The 15,772-nt window shown below is 72.0% G+C and carries 13 protein-coding genes; 5 read left to right on the top strand and 8 right to left on the bottom strand.

Annotated features, from left to right (window positions below; all coding sequences use genetic code 11):
- Positions 1-34: 34 nt before the first annotated feature.
- The 3 genes from BFN33_RS13850 (at position 35) to BFN33_RS13840 (ending at position 1,846) form a co-directional block, all read left to right on the top strand.
- Positions 35-529 carry an NUDIX hydrolase gene (locus tag BFN33_RS13850; protein WP_069760321.1) on the top strand — a complete coding sequence of 165 codons (495 nt, stop codon included), beginning with the start codon at positions 35-37 and terminating at the stop codon, positions 527-529.
- A gap of 86 nt (positions 530-615) precedes the next feature.
- A complete protein-coding gene (locus tag BFN33_RS13845) occupies positions 616-1,344 on the top strand; it encodes a Sir2 family NAD-dependent protein deacetylase (RefSeq protein WP_069760320.1) in 729 nt (242 codons plus the stop codon).
- A gap of 7 nt (positions 1,345-1,351) precedes the next feature.
- Entirely contained in the window at positions 1,352-1,846 is a 495-nt protein-coding gene (locus BFN33_RS13840) for a GNAT family N-acetyltransferase (RefSeq protein ID WP_069760319.1), read from the top strand.
- 45 nt (positions 1,847-1,891) lie between these two features.
- Here BFN33_RS13840 and BFN33_RS13835 read toward each other — a convergent pair whose 3' ends face one another.
- From BFN33_RS13835 to BFN33_RS13825, 3 genes are all read right to left on the bottom strand, one after another.
- The gene (locus BFN33_RS13835; protein ID WP_069760318.1) at positions 1,892-2,374 is read right to left on the bottom strand and encodes a methylated-DNA--[protein]-cysteine S-methyltransferase; all 483 of its coding nucleotides are present in this window, start codon (positions 2,372-2,374) and stop codon (positions 1,892-1,894) included.
- Between the two features lie 9 nt (positions 2,375-2,383).
- The gene (locus tag BFN33_RS13830; RefSeq protein ID WP_069760726.1) at positions 2,384-3,853 is read right to left on the bottom strand and encodes an AlkA N-terminal domain-containing protein; all 1,470 of its coding nucleotides are present in this window, start codon (positions 3,851-3,853) and stop codon (positions 2,384-2,386) included.
- A gap of 61 nt (positions 3,854-3,914) precedes the next feature.
- Positions 3,915-6,050 (bottom strand): heavy metal translocating P-type ATPase, encoded by a 2,136-nt coding sequence (locus tag BFN33_RS13825; RefSeq protein ID WP_176742382.1) that lies wholly within the window; start codon positions 6,048-6,050, stop codon positions 3,915-3,917.
- Between the two features lie 35 nt (positions 6,051-6,085).
- On the opposite strand from BFN33_RS13825, the gene BFN33_RS13820 reads away from it, so the two are divergent.
- Both BFN33_RS13820 and BFN33_RS13815 read left to right on the top strand, forming a co-directional pair.
- Positions 6,086-6,448, top strand: a complete 363-nt coding sequence (locus tag BFN33_RS13820; RefSeq protein WP_069760725.1) for a metalloregulator ArsR/SmtB family transcription factor — start codon at positions 6,086-6,088, stop codon at positions 6,446-6,448.
- 16 nt (positions 6,449-6,464) lie between these two features.
- Entirely contained in the window at positions 6,465-7,598 is a 1,134-nt protein-coding gene (locus BFN33_RS13815; RefSeq protein WP_069760316.1) for an MFS transporter, read from the top strand.
- Positions 7,599-7,698: 100 nt separating this feature from the next.
- On the opposite strand, the gene BFN33_RS13810 is transcribed toward BFN33_RS13815, so the two are convergent.
- The 5 genes from BFN33_RS13810 to BFN33_RS13790 all read right to left on the bottom strand — a co-directional run bounded on the left by BFN33_RS13810 (position 7,699) and on the right by BFN33_RS13790 (position 15,681).
- Positions 7,699-11,556: a glycoside hydrolase family 2 TIM barrel-domain containing protein gene (locus tag BFN33_RS13810; protein WP_069760315.1), complete on the bottom strand. Its 3,858-nt coding sequence runs from the start codon at positions 11,554-11,556 to the stop codon at positions 7,699-7,701.
- A 219-nt stretch (positions 11,557-11,775) separates the two neighbouring features.
- Positions 11,776-12,336, bottom strand: a complete 561-nt coding sequence (locus tag BFN33_RS13805; protein WP_069760314.1) for a hypothetical protein — start codon at positions 12,334-12,336, stop codon at positions 11,776-11,778.
- Positions 12,337-12,523: 187 nt separating this feature from the next.
- Positions 12,524-13,033 carry an O-acetyl-ADP-ribose deacetylase gene (locus BFN33_RS13800; RefSeq protein ID WP_069760724.1) on the bottom strand — a complete coding sequence of 170 codons (510 nt, stop codon included), beginning with the start codon at positions 13,031-13,033 and terminating at the stop codon, positions 12,524-12,526.
- A gap of 191 nt (positions 13,034-13,224) precedes the next feature.
- On the bottom strand, positions 13,225-14,637 hold the full coding sequence (locus tag BFN33_RS13795) for an NAD(P)/FAD-dependent oxidoreductase (protein WP_069760313.1): 1,413 nt from the start codon (positions 14,635-14,637) through the stop codon (positions 13,225-13,227).
- A 198-nt stretch (positions 14,638-14,835) separates the two neighbouring features.
- On the bottom strand, positions 14,836-15,681 hold the full coding sequence (locus tag BFN33_RS13790) for an inositol monophosphatase family protein (protein WP_069760312.1): 846 nt from the start codon (positions 15,679-15,681) through the stop codon (positions 14,836-14,838).
- Positions 15,682-15,772: the final 91 nt, after the last annotated feature.

Raw genomic sequence — 15,772 nt, 5'->3', positions numbered from 1 at the left:
GAAGGCGGCCGCGGATGCTGGTTACCCTTCGAGAATGACGACCACCCCTGACTTCGCCACGTACATCGCCGGCCTCCCCCGGATCCTCGCCGGTGCCGCCGCCCTCTTCCGTGACGCCTCGGGCCGGGTCCTGCTCGTCGAGCCCAACTACCGTGAGGGCTGGGCGCTCCCTGGCGGCACGATCGAGTCCGACGAGGGTGAGACCCCGCGCCAGGGCGCGCGTCGCGAGACACTCGAGGAGATCGGGCTCGACCGCGAGCTCGGCCGGCTGCTCGCCGTGGACTGGGTGTACCGGCAGCCCTGGCCGCCGCTGGTGGCGTACCTCTACGACGGCGGTGTCCTCGGCGAGGACGACCTCAAGGCGATCCGCCTCCAGGAGGAGGAGCTGCTGTCATGGCGGCTCGTGCCGCACGAGGAGCTGGCCGAGTACCTGCCCGACGCACTCGGCCGCCGGGTCCTGACCGCGCTGGACGTCCTGGCGGAAGGGTCGGGGACGGCGGAGCTGGAGAACGGGCACCGGGTGGGCTGATCCAGCACCCTGTCGGCGTTCACGGTTGCTCGCGCCGGTGGATATCCACTCGCCGCACCAGGATCACCCGCCCTACCCTCGGCACCATGACCAAGCCCCTCGTCGCCCTCCTCAGCGGCGCCGGTATCTCGACCGACTCAGGGATCCCCGACTACCGCGGGCCGAACGGGCTGTGGAGGAAGGATCCCGAGGCCGAGAAGCTCGTCACGTACGACTACTACATGGGCGATCCGGAGATCCGCCGGCGCTCGTGGCAGATGCGGCGGGCGAACCGGACCCTGAAGGCCGAGCCGAACGCCGCACACGTGGCGGTGGCCGAGCTGGAGAAGTCCGGGGTGCCGGTGCGGGTGATCACGCAGAACGTGGACGGGCTGCACCAGCTCGCCGGGATGCCCGCCCGCAAGGTCCTCGAACTGCACGGCACCGCACGGCAGGTGGTGTGCACGAAGTGCCACGCCCGCGGTCCGATGGAGGACGCGCTCGCCCGGGTCGAGGCCGGCGAGGCGGATCCGCCCTGCCTGGAGTGCGGCGGCATCCTGAAGTCGGCGACCGTGATGTTCGGCGAGCGCCTGGACCCGGTGGTGCTGGGCGAGGCGGTCGCGATCACCAAGGCCTGCCAGGTCTTCGTCGCCGTCGGCAGCAGCCTCCAGGTCCAGCCGGCCGCGGACCTCGCGGGCATCGCCGCCGACCACGGCGCCCGTCTCGTCATCGTCAACGCCGAGCCGACACCGTACGACGACCGTGCCGACGAGGTGATCCGCGAACCGATCGGGACGGCGCTGCCCGAACTGCTCCGCGGCCTGAGCGCGGGCTGAGGCCCCGGTGCCCGAGCTGCAGCGGCTGCGCGCTGATCACGCCCCGGCGGTCCTGGCTTTCGAGCTGGCCAACCGCGCCTATTTCGCCGCGTCCGTCACCGACCGCGGTGATGCCTTCTTCGACCGGTTCGCCGAGCGGTTCGAGGCCCTGCTGGCCGAGCAGGAGACCGGCCTCTGCGCCTTTCACGTGCTGCTCGCCGAGGACAGCTCGGTACTCGGCAGGTTCAACCTGGTCGACCTCGTGGACGGCAGCGCGGACCTGGGGTACCGGGTCGCGCAGCGCGCCACCGGCCGCGGGGTGGCGACGGCGACCGTCCGTGAGCTGTGCCGGCTCGCGGCGACCCGGTACGGGCTGGACGCGCTGTGCGCGGCCACCAGCCACGAGAACATCGCGTCCCAGAGGGTGCTGGCCAAGGCGGGCTTCACCCCGGTCGGCCCGGCGGGCCCGGCCGACCTCGGCGGCAGGACCGGCATCCGGTACCGACGGGACCTGCGCGGCTGAAGGTCGCGCGGCACCCCCGGTCCCGGGGGAATCACCGGCCACCGGTCAGAACAGTGCAGCCCCTCGCTCGAAGTCCAGCAACCGCTGCTTGCGTTCCAGCCCGCCGCCGTAGCCCGTGAGGCTGCCGTCCGCGCCGACCACACGGTGGCAGGGGACGATGATGCCGATCGGGTTCCTGCCGTTGGCGAGGCCGACCGCGCGGGAGGCCTTGGGGGTGCCGAGGGCGTCGGCGAGTTCGCCGTAGGTGCGGGTCTCGCCGTGCGGGATCCGGCGGAGCTGTTCCCAGACCGTGCGCTGGAAAGCCGTTCCGTGCAGGCGCACTTCCAGGGTGAACTCCTTCAACTCGCCCTCGAAGTAGGCCTTCAGCTGGTCCTCGGCTTCCTTGGACCAGCCGTCGTCCGGCACGCCGAAGGTCTCCTCGGGTGGGCGGTGGCGTTGGTCGGTCATGTAGAGGCCGCACAGGACGCCGTCGTCGGCGACGAGGGTCAGCGGGCCGTAGGGGCTGTCGATCACGGTGTGCTGTTTCACTGGACGTCCTTATACGGGCAGGTAGTTGATCGGGTGACTGTCGGTCGCCCACAGGTACTGGACCGCGTAGGCCCGCCACGGCCGCCAGGCCGCCGCCCGGGCCGTCAGCGCGGCCGGGGTGGAGGGCAGGCCCAACTCCTGGGCCGCGCGGCGGATTCCGAGGTCGGTGGGGAGGAAGGCGTCCGGGTCACCGAGGGCGCGCATGGCGATGACGTCGACCGTCCAGGGACCGAAGCCGGGGAGGTCGAGAAGGCGGGTACGGGTCTCCGTCCAGTCGGTCTCCACGCCCAACTGGAGGGTTCCGTCGGCCAGTTCGCCGACCAGGGTGGCAAAGGTCGTGCGGCGGGTACGGGGCATCGCGAGTGCGGCGGGGTCCACCGCGGCCAGTGCCTCGGGGGACGGGAAGAGGTGTGTCAGGCCGCCCTCGGGGTCGTCGACCGGTTCGCCGTGGGCCGTGACCAGGCGGGCGGCGTGGGTGCGGGCCGCCGCCGTGGATACCTGCTGGCCCAGCACGGCCCGGACGGCGAACTCCGCCTCGTCGACCGTGCGCGGGACGCGTCGGCCGGGAGCCTTGTCCACCAGGGGCGCCAGGAGCGGGTCCGTACGCAGCTGGTCGTCGATCGCGACGGGATCGGCGTCCAGGTCGAGCATGCGGCGGCAGCGGCTGATGGCGACGGTCAGGTCCCGCAGGTCGCTCAGCGTCAGCCGGCAGGCGATGTGGTCGGGCTGGGGTGTGAGGGCCACGATGCCGTGTCCGTACGGCAGCCGCAGCGTGCGGCGGTACGCGCCGTCCCGCCACTCCTCCACCCCCGGGACGGCGGTGGCCGCGAGGTGCCCGAAGAGGTTGTCGGGGTTGAGGGGGACACGGAACGGCAGGCGCAGGGACAGGAAGCCGGGGGTGTCCGGCGTGGACTTCTTCGCGGCGCGCGTGCGCAGGTCGCTCGGTGAGAGCGCGAAGACCTCGCGCACGGTGTCGTTGAACGTGCGGATCGCGGAGAAGCCGGCCGCGAAGGCGATGTCCGCCATCGGGAGCGCGGTCGTCTCGATGAGGATCCTCGCCGTCTGGGCGCGCTGGGCCCGGGCGAGGGCGAGCGGGCCCGCGCCGAGTTCGGCGAGCAGCTGGCGTTCGATCTGCCGGGCGCTGTAGCCGAGCCGGGCGGCGAGGCCGGGCACGCCCTCGCGGTCGACCACGCCGTCGGCGATCAGCCGCATCGCGCGAGCGACCAGGTCGGCGCGCTGGTTCCACTCCGGGGAGCCCGGGCTGGTGTCGGGCCGGCACCGCTTGCAGGCCCGGAAACCCGCCTGCTGACAGGCCGCCGCGCTCGGGTAGAAGGTCATGTTCTGGGGCTTGGGCGGTACGACCGGACAGCTCGGCCGGCAGTAGATGCGCGTCGTCAGGACCGCCGTGAAGAACCATCCGTCGAACCGTGCGTCCTTGGACCGCACGGCGCGCACACAGCGCTCGGTCTCGGTGTACATCCCCGTCTGCATACGTCCAGCATCGGCCACCGGCCGGGCCCGGGCTGGCGAGAATCCGACATCAACCTCGCGTGCCCTGGAACGGCACCTGGCCCGCTCGCCACGCGGACTCGCGCAGCAGCCGCAGTCCGTTGAGGCCGACGAGGACCGTGGAGCCCTCGTGCCCGGCGACACCGAGCGGGAGCGGGAGGTGGCCGAGGAGGTCCCACAGGACGAGTCCGCTGATGAAGGTACCCGCGATCACGAGGTTCTGGACGACCAGCCGGCGGGCGGCCCGGGACAACCGTACGACCGAGGGGACGGTCGCGAGCTCGTCCCGTACGACGACCGCGTCCGCCGTCTCCAGCGCGAGGTCGGAGCCCGCACGGCCCATCGCGACGCCGGAGTGGGCGGCGGCGAGGGCGGGTGCGTCGTTGACCCCGTCCCCGACGAAGAGCACCTTGCGCCCGGCGTCCTGAAGCTCTCGTACGGCGTCCACCTTGCCCTCGGGCAGCAGGTCCGCGCGGACGTCCACCAGACCGGTGGCCTCGGCGACCCGTGCAGCGGCCCGGGCGTTGTCACCGGTGAGCAGGACGGGAGCCGTGCCGGTCAGGGCGGTGAGCGCGGCGGTGGTGGCGGAGGCGTGGGGGCGCAGGCGGTCGGTCAGGGCGATGGTGCCGAGGGGGACGCCGTCGCCGGTCACGAGGACGACGGTGTCGCCATTCGCTGTGCCGGGGGCGGGCGCGGGGGCATGAGGCGGGTCTGCACGCAGCCCATCGACGACCCCGGCCGCATCCGCGTCGGGACCGGGATCCGCGCTCTCGGTCACCGGGTTCCCCGCGCGATCGACAACCCCGCTCGCCTCGGCAACGACATCCGGACCGGAATCCACGCTTTCGATCACCGGGCCCCCCGCGCGCCCGACCCCGATCACTCGCCCCCCGACGACCGCCGTCACCCCGCGCCCGGGCACGGCGACGAAGTCCCGCGCGTCCGTGATCCGCAGGCCCCGCTCCCGCGCCGCCCGCACCACCGCCCGCCCCAGCGGATGCTCGCTGGGGTGCTCGGCCGCGGCGGCCAGTGCGAGAAGAGCGTCCGGAGTCAGACCGGAGCCCGGCAGCGGCCGTACGGCCGAGACCTCCGGCGTCCCCTCCGTCAGCGTCCCCGTCTTGTCGAGGGCTACGGCGTTCACCTCGCCCAGCCGCTCCATCGCGACCGCCGACTTGACCAGGACGCCGTGCCGCCCGGCGTTGGCGATGGCGGACAGCAGGGGCGGCATGGTCGCGAGGACGACCGCGCACGGCGAGGCGACGATCATGAAGGTCATCGCGCGCAGCAACGCGTCGGTGAGGTCGGCGCCGAGGATCAGCGGCACGCCGAACACGGTGAGCGTGGCGATCACGATCCCCAGCGCGTACCGCTGCTCGACCTTCTCGATGAACAGCTGTGTCGGCGCCTTGGTGCGGGAGGCCTCCTCGACCAGGGTCACGATGCGGGCGATCACGGAGTCGGCGGGGTCGCGCTCGACGCGGACGCGCAGCACACCGGTGCCGTTGAGGGTGCCGGCGAAGACCTCGTCGCCGGGGCCCTTGGTGACGGGGAGGGGTTCGCCGGTGATGGTGGCCTGGTCGGCCTCGCTCGCCCCTTCCAGGACCCGTCCGTCGGCGCCGATGCGCTCGCCCGGCCGGATCAACAGGACGTCGCCCACGGCGAGTTCACTTGTCGGGACCGGTTCCTCGTCGTTCTCCGTCACCCGGGTCGCCATCGAGGGCGCGAGGTCGAGCAGGCCGCGTACCGAGTCGGCGGTGCGGGCGGTGGCCAGTGCCTCCAGCGCGCCGGACGTGGCGAAGATGACGATCAGCAGGGCGCCGTCCCGGACCTGTCCGATCGCGGCCGCGCCCAGCGCGGCGACGATCATCAGCAGGTCGACGTCCAGGGTTCTGCCGCGCAGTGCCCTGAGCCCCTCGACGGCCGGTTCCCAGCCGCCGGTGACATAGGCGACCGCGTACAGCGGGCCGTACGCCCACCACGACAGGCCGCCGAGGTCCAGGGCGAGGGCCGCCAGGAAGGCGACGGCAGACGCCAGTGCCCAGCGGGCCTCGGGGAGCGCCAGGACGCGGGTGCGGCGGCGGGGTGCCGAGCGGGCGGGCGAGGGGGCACGAACGGGGGTGAGAGTCGTGGACACCGGGCAACCATACAGGAACGCATGAAGACTCATTCATCTGTTCATGTGCCGTGGGTATGATGCCGCCCATGGGTCATGGAGCCGTCACCACCGCGCAGGAAACCGCCGAGCGCGTACGTCTGGACGCGGCCAACGTGGCCAAGGTGGCCACCACCCTCCAGGCCCTGTCCACCCCCTCCCGGCTGCTGATCCTCGCGAGGCTGCGCGAGGGACCGCTGCCGGCCACGGAGCTGGCCGCCGAGGTGGGGATGGAGCAGTCGGCGTGCTCGCACCAGCTGCGGCTGCTGCGCAATCTGGGCCTGGTCGTGGGCGAGCGCCGGGGCCGGTCGGTGGTGTACGCGCTGCACGACCACCATGTCGCCGAGCTGCTCGACCAGGCCGTCTACCACGTCGAACATCTGCGGCTGGGGCTCAGTGACACCGCCGAGTGAGCCGCCTCGGCGTGTGATGTGGCCGCTGTACGCGGCCGGTTTCACCACTGCCTTCGGCGCGCACGGCATCGCCGCGAACCTCGGCGCGGACTCGGCGGACGCGGTCACCTCGCTGCTGGTGCTGGGCGGTCTGCTCGCCCTGTACGACGGCGCGGAGGTCCTGCTCAAGCCGCTGTTCGGCACGATCGCCGACCGGATCGGGGCGCGTCCTGTGCTGCTCGGCGGACTGGTGGCCTTCGCCGTCGCGTCCGCGCTCTACGCCCTCGCCGACAGCCCCGGGTGGCTGTGGGCCGCGCGGCTGGGGCAGGGCGCTGCGGCCTCCGCCTTCTCCCCGGCCGCGTCCGCGCTGGTGGCCCGGCTGAATCCGGCCGCCAAACGCGGGCGGGCCTTCGGGAGTTACGGCTTCTACAAGTCCGTCGGCTACACCCTGGGCCCGCTCCTCGGCGGGGTGCTGGTGTGGGCGGGCGGGCTGCGGCTGCTGTTCACGGTGCTGGCGGTGCTGGGTGCGGCCGTGGCGGTGTGGGCGCTGGTCGCCGTACCCGTCGTTCCGCCCCTCCCCCGGGCCCGGCAGACGGTCCTCGATCTGGCCCGGCGGCTGGCCGATCCGGCGTTCCTGGTCCCGACGGCCGCGCTCGCCGGGGCGACCGCCGCGCTCTCGGTGGGTGTGGGCTTCCTGCCCGTGTCGGGCGCGGTCGCGGGGCTCGGAACGGTGGCGACGGGTGCCGCGGTGTCGGTGCTCGCGGCCTGCGCGGCGGTCGTACAGCCGCGCGCCGGGCGGGCGTTGGACGCGGGGCGGCTGACGGTACGGCGTGGGCTGACCGCCGGGTTGCTGCTGGCGGCGGCCGGTCTGGGCTGCGCGATGCTGCCGGGGCTCGCGGGTGTGCTGCTGGGGGCCGCGCTGATCGGCGTCGGGACGGGACTGATCACCCCGCTGGGCTTCGCGGCGCTCGCGGCCTCGACTCCTCCGGAACGGCTGGGGCAGACGATGGGCGCGGCCGAGCTGGGACGCGAACTGGGAGACGCCGGAGGACCGTTGCTGGTCGCCGGGGTGGCCACGGCGGCGACTCTGACGTATGGCTACGGGGTACTGGCGGTGCTGCTGGCGTGCGGGCCGGTGCTGGCCGTAGCGCTGCTTCGTAGGCGCGGGTGAGACGATCCCCGCGCCCGAAGGGGCGCGGGGAACTGCGCGACCGGCCACGACGAGGCCGTCAGGTGCCCGACGGCCTGGCCCGGCACATCCGGCGCACTGGTCAAGCCGTGCCCGTCGGCCGCCGCGAAGCCGCCGTCGCCTCGCCCACGTCCGTCAGCGGGCGCAGGCGATACGTGTACGAGTAGTCCCGGTTGGCGAACAGCTTGTACTCGTCGTGGGTGTGCGCGCCCCAGCTGTTGTCGCCGCCGACGCCCATCTGCCGGTGGTTCACCCGCAGGACGACCGCGTCGCGCGGGGTGAGCTGGTAGTCGTGGCGCACCCCGACGGACAGGTCCTCCGGGGTGAAGTGCGAGGCGTTGACCTCCAGGAGGGGCTCACCGGAGACCAACAGTCCCACGCCGTCACGTCCGGTCAGCGCGGCCCAGCGGACGTCGGTCTTGTTGCCGTTCTCCTGCGGGCGGATGTAGGGGGTCCACTGCTCGGCGACGGTCCCGGAGTAGAGGCCCACGTCCGTACCATCGTTGCGGTCCCAGTGGTTCTCCTCGGGTCCGCGGCCGTAGTAGTGCAGCCGCTCCAGACCGCGCGGCAGGAACAGGATCGTGCCGACCTCCGGGATGTACGGCAGTGAACTCGCGCCCGGGTGCAGGGTGTTGTCGACCTTGATCTCACCGTTGCCGAAGACCGTGTAGGTCGTGGTGTACGTCGACTCGGTCGTCGTCGGCAGGGTGCCGCTGACCTTGATCTCGACGGCCCGGTCCCGCAGCGCCCGCACGCTCACGTCGGTCACCTTGCGGTTCGTGCCGGCGTCGCGCCAGGTCTGGTTGCGGGTGTGCTGCCCGTTTCCGTGGTCGTTGTCGGTGGGCGCCCGCCAGAAGTTGGGCACGGGTCCGGAGGTGATCAGGCGGGTGCCGTGGGCCTTGTACGACGTGATCGTCCCGCTGCCCTTGTCGACCGTGACGGAGAAGTCCTTGCCCCTGACAGTGACTTGAGCGGAGGCCTCCTCATACTGCAGGGCCGGGATCTTCGCCAGCGGCACCGGGGTCACCGCCGGACTGTCCACGTCGACGGTGAGCTGCTGCTTGGCCACCTCGTAGCCGGCCCTCGCCCAGGGGGTGGACTCCTTGGTGGTGAAGGAGAGTTGAAGGAAGTACTCGGTGCCGGGCGCGGGAGTGCTGGGGAGCTTGTACGGGACGGTGACGTTCTTGCTCGACAGCGGGGCCAGGTTCAGCTGGTCCCGTGTGAGCTTCCCGCGCTGCACCACCCTCCCATCCGCGAGCAGCGTCCAACTTCCGTCGAACTCAAGGAGGTTGGTGAAGAGGTACTCGTTGGTCAGGGTCACCGACCCGTTCGCGGCCCAGGACGCGTTGACCGCCTGGTAGATCTGCTTGACCTCGGCGGCCTTGCCGGTGTGGCCGCGGTCGGCGGTGACGATGCCGTCGGCGACGAAGGCGCCGTCGTTGGGGTTGTCGCCCCAGTCGCCGCCGAACGCGAAGAAGGTCTTCTGCGCGGACCGCTTCCCGGTGAGCCCCACGGTCGCCGCGTCGAACCAGAACCGCACCCCCTCGTCGCCGGGCCCCCGGCTGTCGGAGGCCAGTTCGGCGGCGGTCAGGGCGCGGCCGTACACGCGCGCCTTCCGGATCGTGCCGCTGAACTCCCTTGTGGGGTTGTCGACGTCGACGGCCAGCGCGAGGGGGGCGGTGTTGCTGCTGGGCCGCTGTGTGGTGGTTCTCGTTGCCCTGACCTGGCCGTCCACATGGAGGGTCAGTGTGCCCGCGGCCGCGTCGAGGACACCGGCGACGTGGTGTTCCCGACCCGTCCAGTCGTCGGGGAGCGCCCAACTGGTCGTGATCCACTGACCGCCGCCGTAGATGAAGAACTCCAGTGTCCTTCCGGACTGTTTGAGGGCGTACTGGGTGTCGCCCTTGGCGATGATCGGCTGGTGATAGCCCGTCACCTTCGGGGTGATCCAGGCCTCCAGGGTCAGCGAGCCGGTGAGGTCGAGGCGGGTGTCGCGGGCGAAGACCGTGCCACCCGAGACGCCCTTGTCACGGTCGAACCTGGCTCTCGCGGGCAGCACTTCACCCTTCAGCGCGCCGGGCCCGCTCTCGGTCAGCACCTGGCGCAGCGGGACGGGCTCACTGAGGGACTGGTCGACGAAGTCCCAGATCCAGCCGCCCTGGAGGACGGGGTAGCGACGGACGATGTCCCAGTACTTCTTGAAGTTGCCGTTGGAGTTCCCCATCGCGTGGCAGTACTCGATCATCACGTACGGCCGGGTGTCGCTGGTGTTCTTCGCGCGGGACTCGACGGTGGCGGGGCTGTCGTACATCTCCGAGCGGATGTCGCTGATGGTGGGCCGGTCGTCGCCCTCGTACTGGACGACGCGGGTGGTGTCGTACGACTTGATCCAGTCGCGCATGTTCACGAAGGTGCTGCCGCCGCCCGCCTCGTTGCCGAGGGACCAGATCACCACCGAGGCGTGGTTCTTGTCGCGGTGGACCATGTTCTGGGCGCGGGCCACACAGGCCGCGCTCCAGTCGGCGTGGTTGCCGGGGTACTCGTCGCGGATGCCGTGGGTCTCCAGGTTGGTCTCGTCGACGAGGTAGAGGCCGTACTCGTCGGCGAGTTCGAGCCACAGCGGGTTGTTGGGGTAGTGCGAGGTGCGGACCGAGTTGATGTTCATCCGCTTGATGATCGTGATGTCCTTCACGAGGTCCGCGCGAGTGAGCGCGGTGCCGCGGTCGGGGTGCATCTCGTGACGGTTGGTGCCGCGGACGGAGACGGGTTTGCCGTTGATGCGCATCAGCCCGTCCTTCAGGGCGAATTCGCGCAGGCCGACGCGGTGCGAGAGCGTCTCGATCACCTTGCCGGCGGGGTCGCGCAGTCGCAGGACGGCGGTGTAGAGGTTCGGGTGTTCGGCCGACCACAGCTTCGGGGCGGGCACGGCCTTGGCCGCCTGCACGGTCGTCTCGTCGCCGGCGTCGAGCGCGACGGCCTGCTGGAGGGGTCGGGACCAGACCGCGTGGCCGCCCGCGTCGTACAGCTGCGTCTCGACCGTGTAGCGGCCCTGGTTGCCGCCGCCGTAGTCGCGCACGCTCGCGGTGACCGAGAGTTCGGCGGAGGTGTAGTCGTCGCCGAGCGGGGTGTCCAGCTTGAAGTCGCGCAGGTGGACGGCCGGGGTGGAGTAGAGATAGACCGAGCGGAAGATGCCGCTCAGCCGGATCATGTCCTGGTCCTCCAGCCAGTCGCCGTCGGAGAAGCGGTAGACCTCGACCGCGATCTGGTTCGTGCCCGGCCTGAGGTGCGGCGTGATGTCGTACTCGGCGGGCGTGAAGGAGTCCTCGTGGTAGCCGACGAGTTCACCGTTGATCCACACGTAGTGGGCGGACTTGACGCCCTCGAAGTGCAGGAAGGTCCGCCGCCCCGACCAGTCCTTCGGGACGGTGAACGTACGTCGGTACTGGCCGACGGGGTTGTAGCGGGTCGGCGCGGCGGGTGGCTGTGCCTCCTCGCCGAGGCCGTTGGGACCCCACCACGGGTAGGTGATGTTGACGTAGATCGGGAAGTCGTAGCCATGCACCTGCCATACCGAGGGGACGGGAATGGTGTCCCAGTCCGTGTCGTCCACATCGGTGCGGTAGAAGTCGGTGTCGCGGTCGGCGGGGCGGTCGGCGTAGGCGAACCTCCACTTGCCGTCGAGGCTCAGCCGGTACGGCGAGCGGGTGCGGTCGGCGGCGAGCGCCTGGCCGGTATTGGCGTACGGCATGAGGGTGGTGTGCGGGGGCTGGGTGCCCACCCGGAAGAGATCGATGGCGCCGTTCCACTCCGGGGCGCCCTCCGCCGCGTGGCCGCGACCGGCCAGGGGACCGGAGGAGAGGGCGAGGGCGCCGAGGACGGCGGCCCCCGACTCCAGCAGACGCCGGCGGCTGATGGGAGCAGGCAGATACGGGTGGGGCATCGGTGGAACCTTCCTCGGGACGACAGTGCGGTGTACGTACTGAGGGAGCGTCAATTCCTGTGGACTATTGGTGACTTTGAGGCACAGGATGCGACTCAACCTAGATCCCTGAGGCTTCCGAGGCAATGACTCTGTCGGACCTTGTGGGGTCCTGGGGACATGACGACATGCGGCACCCCCGCGTGTGCTCACGCGGGGGTGCCGTGGGACGCCGTGGCGTCAGCTGGTGGCCGGCAGGGAGGGCAGTCCGCCGCCGAGGAGCCCGGTGACGGCTCCGACCACGGACCCCAGCAGGCCGGTGACCGAGCCCACCACACCGCCCAGGTCCAGCGAGGTCAGTGACGTGAGCAGGTCGTCGACCGCTGACTGGAGCGCGGCCAGGAGGTCGGAGACCGGGTCGGCCGCCGCCACGGACCGGTCGGTGGCGCGCAGCTTCCGCAGTTGTTCCTGGACATCGGCGTTCGCCGCTTTCACGGCCTTCGCGTGGGCGGCCGCCTTGCTCGCGTCGAGCTGGGTACCGTCCAGGGCGGTGATGTCGGTGACGGCGTCCAGGAGGGGCTGCAGGACGCTGCCGTGCGCGGAGCGGTCGAGTGCGTCGAGGCGGTCCGTCAGGGTGTCCGTGTCGTCGGTGCCGTACCAGGTGGCCGCCTGAGCCACACCGTGGTCCGACGCGCCGCGGCCTGCGTCGACGACGGCGGCCGCGGTGCCGACCGGGCCGAGGATCAGCGCGGTGCAGACCAGCGTCGGCAGGAGGAGGCCGCGGGAGACGAGGGGGCGCATGCAGGGGTCCTTTCGAAGTGTTTCTTTGGGCCCACCGTGAGAACCGCACCCGCTCCCCGCAACCGGTCACGGAGCCCGTACTGGGACGAGCCTCGCGTCGAGGCGTCTCTGACCAGCCACTTTCCCCACGTGCACCCCCGCGTTCGGCGCCCGTGGGCATTCGGCCGTCAGTAGGAGCCCGGCGAGGTCAGCCGACCTGCCGTGCGAACGCCTGGTACGCCTTCTCGTCGAACAGTACGAACCGGACCTCCTCCACCGCGGTCTCCGTCTCCCGTACGGTCTCCACGGCGATCCGGGCGGCGTCGTCGATCGGCCAGCCGTAGATGCCGGCGGAGACGGCCGGGAAGGCGACGGTCCGGGCGCCCAGTTCGTCGGCGACGCGCAGGGACTCGCGGTAGCAGGAGACCAGCAGCTCCGAACGGTCCTCCTCGTGGCTGTGGCGGGGGCCGACGGTGTGGATCACCCAGCGCGCGTCCAGGTCGCCCGCGGTGGTGGCGACCGCTTGTCCGGTCGGGAGCCCCTTGCCGTAATGACCGGCGCGCAGCTTGCGGCAGTCCGCCAGGATCGCGGGGCCGCCGCGGCGGTGGATGGCGCCGTCGACTCCTCCCCCGCCGAGCAGGGAGGAGTTCGCGGCGTTGACGATCGCGTCGGCGCTCTCTCGGGTGATGTCGCCCTGGACGAGCCTGATGGTGGTCATGACCACGACTATTCCAGAGCGTCCCGCCGGGGGCGGCCCGTGCCGGGGGCCGGCCGGCTGATCAGCCGGAGGCTGTCGTCACCCCCAGTGTGCCGAGTCCGGCGAGGCCCAGCAGCAGGGACTTGACCTCCGTCGCCGCGTACGCCTCGCTGACTCGCTCCGGCTGCGGACTCAGCACCGTCTGTGGGCCGTCAGGTCTGCTGCCGCAGCCTCCGCCATACGGCCTTCGCGGCGTTGTGGCCCGACATGCCGTGCACGCCCGGTCCCGGCGGGGTCGCCGACGAGCAGATGAAGACGGCCGGGTGCGGGGTGCCGTACGGGAACAGGGAGAGCTTGGGGCGCAGGATGGCCTGGAGGCCGCTGACCGCGCCGGAGCCGATGTCGCCGCCGACGTAGTTGGCGTTGCGGGCGGCCAGTTCGGGCGGGCCTGCGGTGGCGCGGGCGAGGACGCGGTCGCGGAATCCCGGCGCGAAACGCTCCAGTTGGCGCTCCATGGCGTCGGTGAGGTCGCCGGTCCAGCCGCTGGGCACGTGGCCGTAGGCCCAGAACACATGCTTTCCGGCGGGGGCCCGGCCGGGGTCGACGACGCTGGGCTGCACCGTGATCATGAACGGCCTGTCGGGTGCGCGGCCCTCCCGGGACGCGGCGCGCAGGGCGGTGCCGATCTCCGCGCTGTCGGCGCCGATCTGCACGGTGCCCGCGCCGCGCGCCTCCTTCGCGGTCCACGGCACGGGGCCGTCGAGGGCGTAGTCGACCTTGAAGACGCCCGGGCCGTAGCGGTAGCCCTCGTAGTAGTTGCCGAAGCCGGCGATGCGGGCCAGCGCGGTGGGCGAGGTGTCGAAGACGTACGCGCGCGCGGGCGGCAGGTCGTCGAGCCGCTTGACCTCGTAGTCGGTGTGGACGGTGCCGCCGAGGTCGGTGAGGTAGGCGGCGAGCGCGTCGGAGATGGACTGGGAGCCGCCGCGGGCCACGGGCCAGCCGCGGGCGTGCGCGGCGAGGGCGAAGACCAGGCCGATGGCGCCGGTGGCGAACCCGCCGAGCGGGGCCATGACATGCGCGACGAGTCCGGCGAACAGGGTCTTCGCGCGCTCGTCGCGGAACCGGCGCATCAGCCACGTCGACGGGGGCAGGCCGACGAGACCGAAGCGGGCGAGGGTGACCGGGTCTCGGGGCAGCGCGGTCGCGGGCAGGGACATGAAGTCGCGGGCAAGGGTGTCCCACTTCGGCAGGAACGGCTCGACGAGGCGTCGGTAGGTCCCCGCGTCGCGCGGTCCGAACGAGGCGGCCGTCTCGGCGACCGACCTCGACAGCACGGCGGCGGTGCCGTCGGTGAAGGGGTGCGCCATGGGCAGCTCGGGATGCAGCCATTCCAGGCCGTAGCGCTCCAGGGGCAGGGCGCGGAACGCGGGGGAATTGATGCCGAGGGGGTGGGCCGCGGAGCACGGGTCGTGCAGGAAGCCGGGGAGGGTCAGCTCCTCGGTGCGGGCTCCCCCGCCCACGGTGCCGCGCGCCTCGAAGACGGCCACGGAGAAGCCGCGGCGGGCCAGCTCCACGGCAGCCGTCAGTCCGTTCGGCCCCGCACCCACCACGACCGCATCGAGCATCGACGGCACCTTCGGACCCCTTCGTCAGCCGATGGCCAGAGGATCAGGATATGCCGGGGGACCGACAGTCTCGGGGTTCGGGGGTAGGTCGGCTCCGGTACGGGTTCCGGGGCGGCTCCGGCACCCGGTCCGGCTCCGACACGGGCTCGCTCCGACCCTGGCCCCCCGGCGTGGGCACGGGCCGTCCCTGCGGTCGCGTCAGGCCTCGGCAGCCAGCAGTGCCCGCACCCTGCGGGCCGTCGCCGCGTCGCGGGCCGCGGTGAAGGGGAGGGTGTTGCCGCCCCTGATGCGGAACGGTTCGCCGGTGAGGGTCAGATGGGTGCCGCCCGCCTCCTCGACCAGCAGCAGGCCCGCCGCGTGGTCCCAGGCCGCCTCCCAGGAGAAGGCGACGGCGTCCGACTCCCCGCGCGCGACGCCGAGATACTCCAGGCCGGCCGAGCCGCACGCCCGCGGTGCGACGCCGTCCGTCCACAGTCCCAGCAGGCCGCGCTTCTGCTCGTCCGTCGTGTAGTCCGGGTGGGAGGTGGCCACTCGCAGGTCGCGGCCCGGATCGGGGACGCCCGCGTACAGCCGCTCGCCGTCGAGGAACGCGCCCCGGCCGCGTATCGCCGTGGCCAGTTGGTCCCGGGCCGGGGCGTAGGTCCAGGAAGCGAGCAGAACGCCGCTCCTGGCCAGGGCGACCAGCATGCAGAAGCCGGGGTCGCCGTGCACGAACTGCCGGGTGCCGTCGACCGGGTCGACGATCCAGACCGGGGTGTCGCCCTGAAGCGCTTCGTACGACGCCGGGTTGGCGTGGACCGCCTCCTCGCCGACCACGACCGAGCCGGGCAGCAGGGCGCCGAGCGTCTCGGTGAGATACCGCTCGGCCAGCCGGTCGGCGTCCGTCACCAGGTCGTGCGGGCCGGCCTTCTGGTCGACCTCGTGCGCGGCGAGCCGCCGGAAACGCGGCATGACCTCGGCCGCGGCGGCCTTGCGCACCGCGTCTTCCACGTCGTCCGCGTGTCGGTCGAGAAACTCGTCGATGGTTTCCGTGTCTTCGATCATGACTCCATGAGAGCACGCGGGACTGACAATCCCCACCCGCCCGATGGAGGGTGAATGGAATCGCCATGAACACCGGGATCCGGAAGCAACG

It is taken from the genome of Streptomyces sp. LUP47B, from assembly GCF_001746295.1.
Classification (GTDB): domain Bacteria; phylum Actinomycetota; class Actinomycetes; order Streptomycetales; family Streptomycetaceae; genus Streptomyces.
Note: the sequence above shows the minus strand (reverse complement) of the source record. Positions and strands in the feature narration are given on the sequence as shown.